The organism is Shewanella frigidimarina NCIMB 400 (assembly GCF_000014705.1).
GTDB lineage: Bacteria > Pseudomonadota > Gammaproteobacteria > Enterobacterales > Shewanellaceae > Shewanella > Shewanella frigidimarina.
Genome location: NC_008345.1, coordinates 2,573,734 through 2,588,870, shown reverse-complemented (window position 1 = coordinate 2,588,870; position 15,137 = coordinate 2,573,734). Strand labels below are relative to the sequence as shown.

The 15,137-nt window shown below is 42.4% G+C and carries 7 protein-coding genes; 6 read left to right on the top strand and 1 reads right to left on the bottom strand.

The window, feature by feature from the left end:
* Window positions 1-66 precede the first annotated feature (66 nt).
* The 6 genes from malQ to SFRI_RS11120 all read left to right on the top strand — a co-directional run bounded on the left by malQ (window position 67) and on the right by SFRI_RS11120 (window position 12,341).
* Window positions 67-2,352 (top strand): 4-alpha-glucanotransferase, encoded by a 2,286-nt coding sequence (malQ, locus tag SFRI_RS11145; protein WP_011637622.1) that lies wholly within the window; start codon window positions 67-69, stop codon window positions 2,350-2,352.
* A gap of 13 nt (window positions 2,353-2,365) precedes the next feature.
* Window positions 2,366-4,600, top strand: a complete 2,235-nt coding sequence (gene glgB, locus SFRI_RS11140; protein ID WP_011637621.1) for a 1,4-alpha-glucan branching protein GlgB — start codon at window positions 2,366-2,368, stop codon at window positions 4,598-4,600.
* Window positions 4,601-4,642: 42 nt separating this feature from the next.
* The gene (gene glgX / locus SFRI_RS11135; RefSeq protein ID WP_150099384.1) at window positions 4,643-6,742 is read left to right on the top strand and encodes a glycogen debranching protein GlgX; all 2,100 of its coding nucleotides are present in this window, start codon (window positions 4,643-4,645) and stop codon (window positions 6,740-6,742) included.
* Complete coding sequence (locus SFRI_RS11130; RefSeq protein ID WP_011637619.1) at window positions 6,742-9,258, top strand: glycogen/starch/alpha-glucan phosphorylase; 2,517 nt, start codon at window positions 6,742-6,744, stop codon at window positions 9,256-9,258. The genes glgX and SFRI_RS11130 overlap by 1 nt, the downstream gene beginning before the upstream one ends.
* A gap of 95 nt (window positions 9,259-9,353) precedes the next feature.
* A complete protein-coding gene (gene glgC / locus SFRI_RS11125) occupies window positions 9,354-10,616 on the top strand; it encodes a glucose-1-phosphate adenylyltransferase (protein WP_011637618.1) in 1,263 nt (420 codons plus the stop codon).
* A gap of 9 nt (window positions 10,617-10,625) precedes the next feature.
* Entirely contained in the window at window positions 10,626-12,341 is a 1,716-nt protein-coding gene (locus SFRI_RS11120) for a glycogen synthase (protein WP_011637617.1), read from the top strand.
* Window positions 12,342-12,519: 178 nt separating this feature from the next.
* On the opposite strand, the gene SFRI_RS11115 is transcribed toward SFRI_RS11120, so the two are convergent.
* Entirely contained in the window at window positions 12,520-14,913 is a 2,394-nt protein-coding gene (locus tag SFRI_RS11115) for a TonB-dependent receptor plug domain-containing protein (protein WP_011637616.1), read from the bottom strand.
* Window positions 14,914-15,137 lie beyond the last annotated feature (224 nt).

The window sequence follows — 15,137 nt, the reverse complement described above, 5'->3', positions numbered from 1 at the left end:
TGTTATGATGAACTGGCATGGTAACTGCTGGAATTAATGCAGTTAATTATCGCGAGGGAGACAAATATGGGACTAGAGAAGTTGCTATATTTGCAAGGCGTTGGGGCAGAGTTTATCGATTGTTTCGGTAATCTTGTTCACATACCCGCTAGGGACAGGCAGGGCATTTTAACCACGATGTTATTGCAATCATCGTTTCATCAACATGAACATCTTCATGATGAGTCCGACCCGCAATCATTTGATGTACAGGATTTTACTCAGCAGCAATTATCACAACCAAGGATAGACGCACGAATAGAGCTACTCGATGTACAGCCTTGGTTGCTTCCGCTACATACTTTTCAATGGTGTACTATTGATAAGCCTCATGTTGATGTCTATCTGCCAGAGAATTATGTATCTGGGTTTGTGGTGACCATCAGCGGTGAAAATATTGACACAATCTCGGTGAGTGCCAATGTATGTGATTGTGTTATTGCTGGCGAATATCATATTAATGATAAGCGTTATTGCCAATATCGCTTAATGCTTGATAACGCTACATTGAATTTAGGTTATCACCAAGTTGATTTAGCGTTTAATCATGATCCTCAGCGTAAAGACACCTTACATGGACAGTTGATGGTTGCACCGTCTTCGGCTTATCAAGGTCGTTCAGCGCAACCATTTAACAACAATAAGGAATCATGGGGACTTAATGCGCAACTGTATGCTTTACGTAATGAGGCGCAATGGGGCATTGGTGATTTTGGCAATTTAGCTGAACTTATAGAGTATGCTGCCAATGCCGGTGCGGATTTTATCCTTCTCAATCCACTACATGCTGTAGACATCAGCCAGCCAGATAACCCTAGTCCATACAGTCCAACGGACCGCCGTCGATTAAACCCTTTATATATACAAATTGAAGCCGTTGATGAATATAAGGCCCTCAATGGGGAACTATTATCACAGAAGTGGCAACAAAAAAGGTTAGTGCTGAATCAAGCACATCTTATAAATTACGATGAAGTGCATAGCCTGAAATACGCAGCCTTAGAGAAAATGTATCAAATATTTTGTTCTCACCACGTCAAGCTCGAAACGCCACGGTACAAAGCCTATAAGGCGTTTTTAGCACATGATGAAGCTGCACTGATGCAGTTTGTTACCGTTGAAGTGGAATTGGCATCTAAATATTTCACTCAAGATGTTGGCTTTTATTTGTATCTACAATTTGTCGCTAATGAGCAATTACAAGCTTGCCAGTTGAATGCAAAACAATGTGGTATGAGTATTGGGCTTATTCGTGATTTGGCTGTCGGGGCTGTGAGTCATGGCGCCGAAATTAGTGCCAATGCCGATTTGTTTTGTGACAACGCCAGTATTGGTGCACCGCCAGATCCTTTTGCTGAACATGGCCAAAATTGGGGTTTAACCCCATTCGATCCGGTTAAATTAAAACAGCATGATTATAGTCATTTTATCCAGTTGGTTCGCAGTAATATGCAAAGTTGCGGGGCATTGAGAATTGATCATGTCATGGGATTATTGCGTTTGTGGTGGTGGCCACTACATGAAGAACTCGGTAATGGTTGTTATGTCTATTATCCGTTAGAAACCTTGTTAGCCATTGTTTGTTTAGAAAGTCAGCGCGCTCGTTGTATCGTGATTGGCGAAGATTTAGGCATAGTACCACCGGAAATTGTGGCGTGTTTGAAGGAAGCCGGCATTTTATCCAATGAATTATTTTATTTTTGTAAAGACCACAATCGCTTCAAATCACCACAAAACTATAAGCGTCAAAGCCTGATGATGCTGGCTAATCATGATGTACCAACGCTTTCTGCGTGGTGGTTTGGTGCTGACTTACGTCTACGACGTCAGCTCGAATTGATTGAAACCGATGACAAATTACAACAGGCCATAGACCAGCGTCAGCAAGAGAAACTGCAATTGATTGACTTGCTTATCCGCGAACAGGAATTTGAACTACCAACCTCCATTACATCGGTTGAACAATTAGATTTTGACAGTGTGTTATTGGCCTGGATACGTGTTGCCGCAAATGGCAATGCACAACTGTTTAGTGTGCAATTAAGTGATTTAGTCGCCGATAAACACGGGGTAAATATTCCCGGCACCTGGAAAGCATTCCCTAATTGGCAGCGTCGATTACCCCTTTCAATCAAACAAATGTCCCAAAGCCCTAAAGTGCAGCAACGTCTAGAAGCGATAGCATCAGCCCGAAAGTCCCGAACTCAAGCCAGTGCAGTTAACACAAGTGCAGTTAACACAAGTGCAGTAAATACAAGAACAGTAAACACAAATACAGAAAACACATCGTCATCCGATAAACTTACCTATTAATGGATCATTGAATATGACTGTAGCGACCCCGTATTTTCAACAAGGTAGTGAAATAGCCTTATTAAATGGTGAGTACACAGATGTGTTTTCACTGCTTGGCATGCACAGTGTTAATGATGGTAAAGCGCTGGTTGTCCGTTGCTTAATACCTGGTGCGATCAGTGTTGATGTGTTGAGCGCTAAGGATGGACGTAAAGTGGCAACACTTGAGCAAGTAAACGAGCACGGTTTATTTGCCGGTAAAATGGGCCGAAGAGTGAAATCTTTCGCTTATTTATTACGGGTACAATATCCCTTGTGTGAGCAACTTATTAACGATCCATATCAATTTGACAGCTTACTCAACCCTGATGACGTGTATTTATTTGGCGAAGGAAGCCAGTTGCAAACATACCATTTTCAGGGGGCTAATTGGCGCGAGCATCACGGTGTGAAAGGGGTTCATTTTTGTGTTTGGGCGCCTAATGCTAAGCAAGTTGCGGTGATGGGTGATTTTAATTTATGGGACAATAAGCGCCATATATTGCGTCACCATCCAGCCAGTGGGCTGTGGGATATTTTTATTGCTGAGGTTGAGCCCGAACAACACTATAAATACGCCATTAGCGATATGCATGGCAATCAAGTTATTAAGTCCGATCCTTACGCGGTCGCCATGCAACCATCACCTCATAATGCCTCGAAAATCCCTCATGTCGAACGTTACGACTGGCAAGATAGTCAATGGTTAGCAGATCGGGCAAGTCATCAGCCACACGTACAACCTATGTCTATCTATGAGGTGCAATTAGCATCGTGGCGACGCAAGGGGGATGACAGCCAGGAATATACTGATTACTCGCAGTTAATTGCCGAGTTGGTGCCTTATATCAAAGAGATGGGTTTTACCCATTTACAGTTAATGCCAATCAGTGAATATCCGTTTGATGGCTCTTGGGGATATCAACCCGTAGGGTTATTTGCCCCTACGTATCGCTTTGGTGATGCCAATGGCCTTAGAGCTTTTATTGATGAATGCCACCAGCAAGGCATTGCGGTGTTACTCGATTGGGTGCCAGCACATTTTCCTCGCGATCCTCATGGCTTGGTGCGATTTGACGGTAGTTGCTTGTATGAACATGATGATCCCCGCAAAGGCGAACAACCGGATTGGGACACACTAATTTATAATTATGGCCGCGCAGAAGTACGCAGTTTTTTATACAGTAATGCCCATTACTGGTTAGATGAATTTCATTTTGATGGCTTAAGGCTTGATGCTGTATCGTCTATGCTCTACCTCGATTACAGCAGAAGAGCGGATCAATGGATCCCAAATAAATTTGGCGGTCGTGAAAACCTTGAAGCTATCAGCTTTCTACAAGAATTAAATGCGCGCATGTACCAATGCTTCCCAGGCATTAACATGATTGCTGAAGAGTCCACCGCATGGCCAGGTGTGACGCAAGCAACCAGCAATAATGGCTTAGGATTCGGTTTTAAGTGGAATATGGGCTGGATGAACGACACTCTGCGTTATATCAGTTGCGATCCCCTTTTTAGGCGTTATCACCATGGTGAACTTACTTTTAGCTTGGTGTATGCCTTTACGGAACAATTTATTTTGTCACTCAGTCACGATGAAGTAGTTCACGGCAAGGGGTCGTTACTGCATAAAATTCCGGGTGATGACTGGCAGAAGTTCGCCACATTACGTGCTTATTATGGCTTTATGTGGACTCATCCTGGCAAAAAATTATTGTTTATGGGTAACGAATTTGCCCAGCGCAACGAATGGAACCATAACCAGAGCCTAGACTGGCATTTATTAACCTATGCACCACATCAAGGTGTGCAAGATTGGGTGCGCGATCTCAATCAATGCTATCAACAATATCCTGCATTATATCAACGCGATCATCATAGCGACGGTTTCCAATGGCTCGACTGCAACAATGCTGACAATAACATTTTGGTGTTTTGCCGTTTTGGAATGGACAAGCAACAACATGTCGTGATTGTGGTCAACATGTCTCCACAGGTTTATTACGACTTCAGAGTGGGTGTACCCACGGCGCAAAACTATCGCGAATTGCTTAACAGCGACCATCGCCACTATGGTGGCGGTGATGTCGTCAATGATAATCCCTGTGAAGCTCAGGTTACTCCATGGCAGGGCATGTCACACAGTATTGTTATCACAGTACCACCGTTGGGTTGCAGTATTTGGGTTCCAGAACTAGACGAACAAGATCAGCCTACGCAATAAGTGGGTGACGAAATAATGGTTTCAACTTTACAAGGGCATGTTATGGATATGACCAGCGGTTATCCTTATCCACTAGGGGCAACACTCGATGATAACGGGGTGAATTTTTCGTTATTTTCGGCGCATGCAACAAAAGTAGTGCTGTGTATTTTTGACTCCACAGGCTGTGTTGAAATAGCGCAATACATTATGCAGCATCAAACACGACAAATTTGGCATTGCCACTTATCGGGTGCTAAAGCGGGACTGCTTTATGGCTATCGAGTTTTTGGGCCTTACCAGCCTGAACTCGGGCACCGTTTTAATCATCATAAATTTCTGCTCGATCCTTACGCCAAAAGATTAGTCGGGGAAGTGACATACCACTCTGCGATTTATGGTTATGACATTGATGCCTTAAATGAAGATTTGTCATTTGATACTCAAGACAGCGCACCATACATGCCCAAATGTATGGTGTCAGACAGTCGATTTGTAAACGATATTCCAATTGCACCCCTTAATATTAGTCTCGCTAGAAGCATCATATTCGAGACTCATGTAAAGGGTTTTACTCAACAGCACCCCAATATTCAATTGTCCCAACAAGGGACGTTTGCTGGGTTAGCTAGCCAACCGATAATTGACTATTTACAAAACTTAGGGATTACCTGCATAGAGTTGTTACCCGTGCATGGCTTTTTTGATGAACCCTTTTTGGTGCAAAAAGGCCTGACTAATTACTGGGGTTACAACAGTATTGCTTTTATGGCTCCACATTCTGCTTATTTATCGGATGAGGGAGATATTGGCGAATTCAGACGAATGGTTTCTACACTTCATCTTGCTGGGATTGAAGTGATCCTCGATGTGGTTTTTAACCATACCGCCGAAGGAAACCATTTGGGACCCACTTTCAGTTTTCGTGGTATCGATAATGCTAGCTACTATCGGTTATTACCCAATGAAAAACGTTTCAACATTAACGATACTGGCTGCGGTAATACCTTCAACCTTAATCATCCCCAAGTACTGATGCTGGTCATGGATTCGCTGCGCTACTGGGTAGAAGTGATGGGAGTGGATGGGTTTAGATTTGATTTAGCCAGTTGCCTTGGACGAGAAGCTTATGGTTTTGATCGTGGAAGTGGCTTTTTTGATGCCATCACTCAAGATCCTGTGTTGTGCAAAGTCAAATTGATTGCTGAGCCGTGGGACATCGGCCCGGGGGGGTATCAGTTAGGCAATTACCCAGTGGCATTCAGTGAGTGGAATGACCGTTATAGAGATGCTATGCGCAAATTCTGGCGTGGCGACAGTGGTTTATCACCTGAGTTTGCCAAGCGGTTCCACGGTTCAAGCGATTTTTTCGAACATAACGGTCGTGGCCCTGCCGCCAGCATCAATTTTATTACTAGCCATGATGGTTTTAGTTTGCATGATTTGGTCAGTTACCGTGATCGTCATAACTTGGCCAACGGTGAAGAAAATCGCGATGGTCATCAAGAAAACTGTAGCAGCAATTACGGCATAGAAGGTGAGTGCGACGATGTCGATATTAATGCAATCCGCAGCCGACAAAAACGTAACTTATTAACGTGTTTGTTGCTGTCTCAGGGGGTGCCAATGTTGTTGGCCGGCGATGAATCTAGCCAAACTCAGCAAGGTAATAACAATGCCTATTGCCAAGACAATCCTATTGGTTGGTTCAACTGGCAGCAAATAGATTGGTCATTGGTGAATTTTACCGCTCAGTTGATCACCTTACGTAAACGCTTTCCTATGTTATGCCATCAAGCATTTATTCATAAACCTGAAGCACTATTCGATAATGGTCTAGCATGGTTTAACCGCCAGGGTGAGGTGATGAACAAATGCCATTGGGGTGAGTATCAAATCCGGACTTTGAGTGTCATCTTAACGGGAAATTTAGCTCATGCTGATGTTGGCGCTGTCGCTGAGAGTACAGAAGCATTGTTATTGATGATTAATACAGACGAGTTAGCGCATACCTTTACTCTGCCCCAATTACCCCATCTTCGATATTGGCATTGTTTATTACATACCCAAGAAAGTGAGCCTTCAGTGGATGAGGATCAGCAAGTCAGTTTAATGAGTCGTAGTTTAATGTTATTCCATACCGAGTTTACAAGGAGCAATTGATGACCACAGCGAAAGATAACGCCAGTGCTAATATCAGTAAAACCAATAGTAAAGTTGAAGTCACTGCCGAGATATTAATAGACGAACAAGATTGTTCTCACGAAGAACCTTGCGATAGCTTAAAAGCCTTATTAGCAAGACATATGCGCTACGAGTTATGTAGAGACGATCACGATAAACATGAATTGTTTAATGCCTTAGCACAAAGCGTTAAGGAACAAATGCTTGATGACTGGCGACAAACACGGCTCAAGGATAATCAATATCAACAAAAACAAGTGGCCTATTTGTCATTAGAGTTTCTGATGGGCCGAGCATTAGGCAATGCATTATTAAGTTTAGACATTACCGAGGATGCTCAACAAGTACTCACAGAGTACGCCACTAATTTAGAACATATTGAACAAGTTGAGCATGATGCAGGGTTAGGAAATGGTGGACTTGGACGTTTAGCGGCTTGTTTTCTCGACAGTTGTGCTAGTTTGGATTTACCCGTTACAGGTTATGGTATCCGATATCAATACGGCATGTTTGTACAAAAAATAATAGATGGTTATCAGGTAGAGCGACCCGATCGTTGGTTACGAAATGGTAATCCTTGGGAAGTCCGAATTTCTAATCATATTGTTTCTGTCCCTTTTTATGGTCATACCGAAACTCATTCTTTTAAGCAGGGACATCGGCATCATGTTTTGGTTAACACTCAAAAAGTATTAGCTATTCCATATGATATGCCTATTCCTGGTTATAAAAATAATCGTATTAACACCTTACGTTTGTGGAAAGCGGAAGCCAATGATGACTTCGATTTAGCAGAGTTTAACGAAGGTGATTATGCAGAAGCAGTAGCGACTAAAAACTTGGCTGAACAAATTACCATGGTGTTGTATCCCAATGACGCTAGCGTTAATGGTAAAGAGTTACGGCTGAAGCAACAATATTTTTTATCTTCAGCCAGTTTACAGGACCTATTAATCCGTTATGTGAACAAGTTTGGTGAAGATTTTAGCCACTTCAGTGAGCTTAACGTAATGCAGCTTAACGATACTCATCCTAGCATTGCGGTGCCAGAATTGATGCGATTGTTGCTTGATCAATATGGCTTAAGTTGGGACGCTGCGTGGGCAATTACAAATCAGTCGATGGCATATACCAATCATACTTTATTGCCAGAGGCATTAGAGCGTTGGTCAGTTCCTATGATGAAAAATATGCTTCCTCGTATTGTCGAAATCATATTTGAGATTAATGCACGGTATTTAGAGTTGGTGGCACATCATTGGCCTGGTGACATTCAAAAGCTAACTGAGATGTCAATTATTGAAGAGGGCGGAGAACAGCAAGTTCGTATGGCCTACTTAGCCATCGTTGCCAGTTTCTCTGTTAATGGTGTGGCAGGGTTACATACTCAGTTACTCAAAGAGGGGTTATTTAATAACTTCTATCAATTATGGCCTAACAAGTTTAATAACAAAACTAACGGTGTAACTCCTAGACGTTGGCTAGCATTTTGTAACCCTAAATTATCTTCGTTGATTTGTAGTCGTTTAGGCAATGATTGGATTAAGGATTTGTCACGGCTTAAGGGGCTAAATGACTGTATTAGTGACAAAGCATTTGTTAAAGAATGGGCCCTGGTAAAATTTGAGAATAAACAATCATTAACCCAATTTGTGAGACAGCAGTGTGGCGTCGAATTTGATCCAAAGATGATGTTCGATGTGCAAGTTAAGCGTATTCACGAATACAAGCGCCAATTGATGAATATCCTACATGTTATCCATTTATATCGCCGTATTCTTAATGGAGACACGCAGGATATGGTGCCGCGTTGCGTGTTAATTGGTGGAAAAGCAGCCCCTGGGTATGCCATGGCAAAACAGATTATTAAATTGGCCAATAATGTAGCCCATATGGTGAATTCAGATCCTCTTGTTACGCCATATTTACGCATGGCATTTATACCTAACTATAACGTCAGTGCGATGGAGGAAATTTGTCCGGGCACTGATTTATCTGAGCAAATATCAACAGCTGGTAAAGAGGCTTCAGGTACAGGCAACATGAAATTCATGATGAATGGTGCCTTGACCATTGGCACATTAGATGGCGCCAATATTGAAATGCTTGAAGAGGTTGGCCATGAAAACTTCTTCTTATTTGGCTTAAATGCTAGCCAAGTAACGCAAGCTCGTATGGATTACCAACCTCAACACATTATTGATCATTCGCCAGCCTTTCAAGGGGTGATGAATATGTTAGAAAGTGGTCATTTTAATTTGGTCGAACCGGGGATTTTCGACAGCATTATTGCCTCGATTATCGACCCTAATGATCAATGGATGACGGCCGCTGATTTTGACAGTTATTGCCAAGCACAAGCGCTGGTGGCAAAAACCTATCTTGATCAAGATAGTTGGCAAGAAATGAGTATTAAAAATACCGCTGCAAGCGGGCGTTTTTCAAGCGACAACACCATAGCGGGCTACCGCGACGAAATTTGGATGAAAAAGTAAAACAGGGAAAGTGATGTGATGCCACAAATAAGATAAATCATGTATCAATGTTTATTTTTTAATGGCTATATTAAATAGCAAAATGGAGTCTGCTTATGAGTAATATTCGTTATATTAGTAATTTAACCCGTGATACCTATGCGTTGATTTTAGCGGGTGGACGTGGTTCACGCTTGTACGAATTAACCGATTGGCGCGCTAAGCCCGCACTATATTTTGGGGGGAAATATCGCATTATTGATTTTCCATTATCAAACTGTATTAACTCAGGAATACGCCGCGTGGGGGTGGTGACACAATATAAGTCGCATTCATTAATTCGTCATGTTACTCGTGGCTGGGGACATTTTAAAAAAGAGCTAGGGGAGTCGGTTGAAATACTACCGGCTTCTCAACAAACATCAGGTAACTGGTATCAAGGTACTGCAGATGCCGTATTCCAAAATATTGATATTATTAGACAGGAAATTCCGAAATATGTGATGATCCTATCTGGTGACCATATATATCGTATGGACTATGCCGGCTTGTTAGCTGCCCATGCAGAATCAGGTGCTGAAATGACGGTGTGCTGTTTAGAAACACCTATTGATGAAGCCGCTGGAGCTTTTGGGGTGATGGAAGTTGATAGCGAGCATCGGGTGATTGGCTTTGAAGAAAAACCAGCTGAGCCTAAATCGATACCAAGCGATCCAACAATGTGTTTAGCTTCTATGGGCAACTATGTATTCAACACTAAGTTTTTATTTGAACAGTTAAAAAAAGATGCCAATAACGAAAAATCAGATCGTGACTTTGGCAAAGACATCATTCCAGCCATTATTGAAAATCACAAAGTGTTTGCATTTCCATTTTCCAGTGCGGTTGCTGGACAACCTTCATATTGGCGTGATGTTGGGACATTAGATTCGTTTTTTCAAGCAAACATGGAACTGTTATTACCCACACCACCACTCAACCTTTATGATGCAAAGTGGCCAATTTGGACCTATCAAGAGCAGTTACCACCCGCTAAATTTGTGTTTGATGATGATGATAGGCGCGGTATGGCTGTGGACTCTATCGTTTCCGGTGGCTGTATTATTTCAGGTGCTAAAGTTAAACGTTGTGTGTTGTTTGATGAAGTGAGGGTATGTTCTTATTCGTTTGTAAAAGACTCGGTTTTATTACCCGATGTGGTGGTATTGAAGAACTGTAAAATCCAAAATGCCATTTTAGATCGAGGTTGTATCATCCCTGAAGGAATGGTGATTGGTTATAATCATGATCACGATCGGGCTAAGGGTTTTAGGGTATCCGAAAAAGGCGTTACTTTAGTAACACGGAAAATGTTGGGTTTACCTGTTGGCTACGAATAAGGACTGTAAATGACTCAAGATAGTGTAAAGCGAGTACTGCTGGTGGCAGCAGAAAACGATGCACTGCACGGCGTTAAGGTGGGTGGCATGGCGGATGTTATCCGCGATTTGCCCCCTGCATTAGCCATATGTGAAGTGATAGCCGATGTTGCTATGCCAAATTATGGTTTTTTGGCCCAGCGATATCATGCTATGCATATGGTTGATATTGAGGTGTGCTTTGCTGGTGAACACCACACTGTAGCTGTGTATCGAATGCCTAGGCCGCAAAACAAAGATGACATAGCAGCGGTCAGCCAAACTGATGCTGACGATTCAATAGCACAAATCTATTTATTTGATCATCCGTTATTTAACCATCACGGTAAAGTCTATTGTGACGGTTCCGCCGACAGACCTTTTGCCGAAGACGCTACAAAGTTTGCCTTGTTTTCACTCTGTGTTGCCACTAGTTTAGTGCAAGGAGTATTACCGCGTGTGGATGTGTTACACCTTCACGACTGGCACACCGCCATGGTGGCAATGCTTCGCAGTTGTGTTGATGAATTTGCAGTTTTAAAGGCTTTACCTTGTGTATTTACGATTCACAACTTGGCATTACAAGGGATCCGCCCCTTTACCGGAGATGATTCTTCATTCGGCCATTGGTTTCCGCAATATATGGGTAAGTTAAATCCAATTGCGGATAACAGCTTGTTTGATCCTCGTTATGACAATTGCATCAATCCTATGAGAATGGGGATTGTACTGAGTGACAAAGTGCATTTGGTGTCACCGACCTATGCTCGAGAAGTGCTAATACCATCTGACTATATTAAAGGTTTTTTTGGTGGAGAAGGTTTAGAGAAAGACTTAATTGCTAAATGTCAGCAAGGCAAGTTAGTCGGGATCATTAATGGTTGCGTTTATGATGAGGTTAATAACACCGATGAACCTCATCATCATGATTATGCGGCATTATTACTTAAAGCTGAAAATACCCTTATTAAATGGCAAGCTAAGGTTGCTAATGTCAACGTGATAGATTCGATCGCGCTCACCCGTATTAGCCAATATAAACATGCACTATTGGCCAACACCCAGTTGCTAAAAAACAGTCAGGTTGTTCCCGATACAGACCGTTTTCTGTTGACTTTTGTTGGACGTTTAACAGAACAAAAAATGTTAATTTTATTACAACCATTTATTGATGCAGAAGGTCAAACCACCACAAAAACCGTGCTAGATGTGATAGTCGAATCGCTTAAGCGACATCAACCGAGCGGGGTGTTTATGTTGCTTGGAAGCGGTGATCTGCATATTGCTAAGGCACTGCAGGCTACAGCGGCGCGTTATGATAACTTTTTGTTTTTACACGGTTATGATGAAGCATTATCTGAGCAACTTTATCAATCGGGCAGTTTATTTTTAATGCCAAGTTCATTTGAGCCATGCGGAATAAGTCAAATGCTGGCAATGCGGGAAGGGCAGCCTTGTTTGGTTCATGGCGTGGGCGGATTGAACGACACTATTATAGATAATGTCAGTGGTTGGGTGTTTAATGGTGAAACGCTAGCAGCGCAAGCGCAAGCTCTGGTTGAACGTGTTAATCAAGTGTTCGAGTTATATGGCAGCGATACTTGGCAACAGGTGAAGCACAATGCCGCCAAACAGCGATTTAGCTGGGACGATGTCGCGAAGCAATATCTTGCAAAGCTCTATGTCACGAATGCTAATGATCATTAAACATCGTCAGTAAACACGATCAATAAGCATTAGTCCGTTAGCAAGACAACTCAAGCCAATGTTATTAACCAATCGTTCTCTGTTCAGCTTGATGTAATAAAAAAGCCAATCAAACATGATTGGCCTTTTTGTTTTCAGCGCAGTTATCGGCTGATTAATGCTTACTAATAACGATTATTTAGTAGGTGTAGCGTAGATCTAAGTAATAGTAGCCACCGTTAAAACCAAATGGAGTATTAGTCAGTGGGTATACAAATATGCCGTTAAAATTATTATCCTCAGGGCGTTTCTCTGGATAAGTATCAAACAGGTTTTGTACCCCTAACGTAACAGCAAGATTATCTGTTGCACGGTAGCGAGTACTTAAATCTGTGGTCCATCTTGCACCATATTCCACTTCACTAGATGAATAACCCACGGTATATTCACCGAAATAACTGAAACGTAAGTTAGTGGTGAAGTCATCATATTGATGAGTAAAACCGATGTTAGCGGTATTTTTCGGATTAGCTTCCGTCATGCGAACGACTTCAATATTATCAAATAGTTCGTCTTCTAATCCGTTGAGGATCGAAGGCAAAGAAATTGACTCAATTTCAGTTTCTTTGTATGAGTAAGCAAGGTTTGCTTTTAGGTCGCCATATTCACCGAGATCAAAACCTTGAGTGATAACTAAGTCTACACCTTGGGTTTTAGTATCAACCGCATTCATAAAGAAACGCGCTGAGTCTGCATTGGTGCCTTCAAGAATGGCAGCAATGGCGGGGGAGCTTTCTTTGTCGATAGAACCTGACAAAATGATTCTGTCATCAACATTGATTTCATATGCATCTAATGTCACTGCAAAGCCATTGTCGCCAGTGTAAACAATACCTGCACTATAAGAGTGTGATACTTCCGCTTTAAGATCAGGAATACCCAGCTCAGCTCTAACCGGTGATAACTGGTTAAAAGTACCTGACTCTCTAGGAATAAACTCACCAGTATCTGGGTCTGGATCAAAGAAAGTTGATACGTTGGTAAAATAAAGCTGTTGCACACTTGGGGCGCGGAAACCTGTATCGGTGGTTAAACGAAGTGCCACACTGTCTGTTAGCTCATAACGACCGGACAATTTCCAACTGGTATTGCTACCAAAATCTGAATAGTCTTCATAACGAACGGCAGCCGCCCAATAAAAGTCATCGGTGAGTTGGTTTTCAAGTTCGATATACAAACCAAGGTTTGTACGGTCTTCATCTACTTCAGACTCTTTAGTAAAACCACCAAATCCCTGACTACCACCCGATTTATCTTGGTAATCGCCTTGGATATACGATTCTTCTTGGCCAGCTTCAATTTGATAGCCACTTTCGCGCCATGTGATACCCATTGCCACGAGTAAGTCAGAGTCATTGGCAAAATCGTAGTAGGTTGAAGCATCTAAATTAAGATTTAGCTCACTGGTTGATAATGTTCCAGCATCAAAGCTTGTTGGGCTGTTAGGACCAAGCGAAGCGTTAATGCTGTTTTCTACATTGTATTCAAAGCTATTGCTACCAAAACCAACAGAAGAATCGATTTCCCACTGGCCCAGCTCAAACTCATAACCTGTTACCAAGGAGTAATCAATAATTTCTGGGCTTATTTGTGGTAAAAACCCGTCAGGATACACTTCAATAACATTACGAGAATCTAACGCACGACGATAAAAAGCGCCTGAAGTTGAGCTGCGTTTGCTAATACCACCAAAGGCATAAAGCTTACCCTTTGTATCGAAGCCTTGCTGAGCATTCAAAAATAAACCGTAGTTGTCATAATCACTGTCGCCAACATGATGGTTTTTACGATTGAATGTGGCTTCGCGTGGATCTGGGCTGCCGTCTGCTAGCGTTGGGTATTGCTGACGTGGATCGAGACCTGCACGGTTAGTTGAATTTTTCTGATGTGCTTCCAAAGACACATTCACAAAGCCGTCTTGGCTAAAACTAAAGCCTTGATTAATGCCAACACGTACTTGCTCACCGTCGCCTTCGTAAGTTTGGCCAACTTGAGCGACAATGCTGCCACCTTCGTCGCTGTCTTTAAGTACGACGTTGATTACACCTGCAATCGCATCAGATCCGTATAGCGCTGACGCACCGTCACGTAAAATTTCAATTCGCTTAATGGATGTCATTGGAATGGCATTAAGGTCAACGTTTGATGAACCTTTGCCTAACGTGCCGGCTAAGTGAACCAATGCAGAACCATGGCGACGCTTACCATTAACCAACACTAAAGTGTGATCAGGTGACATGCCTCGCAAACTTGCAGGGCGAACCGCGTCACTTCCATCGGTAATGGACGAAAATGGAAAGCTGTAGCTTGGAGCCGCAAACTGCAATGCCTTGGCAGTTTCAGTTATACCTGTCGCTTCAAGTTGTTCTGAGGTAATAATATCGACAGGAGTTGCACTGTCTGTGGCGGTACGAAGGGCGATACGCGAGCCAATTACCTGAATACGCTCTAGGTTTTTACCTTCCTCTGCAGCGATTGCTACAGGGGCTGAAATACTGGCAATAACGGCCAAAGATACGAGACTTTTATACATTAGCAATCCTGCGATAACGTTATGATTAATTTTGTAACATTATAGAGAACTTATCTCGAGCATAGATTGTTTAATGCAGGCGTAGTTAGGTCAATCAGGCATATCTCATGACACTCTGATCTAGTTAAAGGTGAAAATGACTCCATAAGGATTACAATTACCCGAAAACATAAACAAACGCCTGTTAACAGTAACAGGCATTTAACATTTTTTATTAATGAGAC

Coding starts and splice junctions, on each gene's coding strand:
- malQ (WP_011637622.1), top strand. CDS start 67: ATGGGACTAGAGAAGTTGCTATATTTGCAAGGCGTTGGGGCAGAGTTT.
- glgB (WP_011637621.1), top strand. CDS start 2,366: ATGACTGTAGCGACCCCGTATTTTCAACAAGGTAGTGAAATAGCCTTA.
- glgX (WP_150099384.1), top strand. CDS start 4,643: ATGGATATGACCAGCGGTTATCCTTATCCACTAGGGGCAACACTCGAT.
- SFRI_RS11130 (WP_011637619.1), top strand. CDS start 6,742: ATGACCACAGCGAAAGATAACGCCAGTGCTAATATCAGTAAAACCAAT.
- glgC (WP_011637618.1), top strand. CDS start 9,354: ATGAGTAATATTCGTTATATTAGTAATTTAACCCGTGATACCTATGCG.
- SFRI_RS11120 (WP_011637617.1), top strand. CDS start 10,626: ATGACTCAAGATAGTGTAAAGCGAGTACTGCTGGTGGCAGCAGAAAAC.
- SFRI_RS11115 (WP_011637616.1), bottom strand. CDS start 14,913: ATGTATAAAAGTCTCGTATCTTTGGCCGTTATTGCCAGTATTTCAGCC.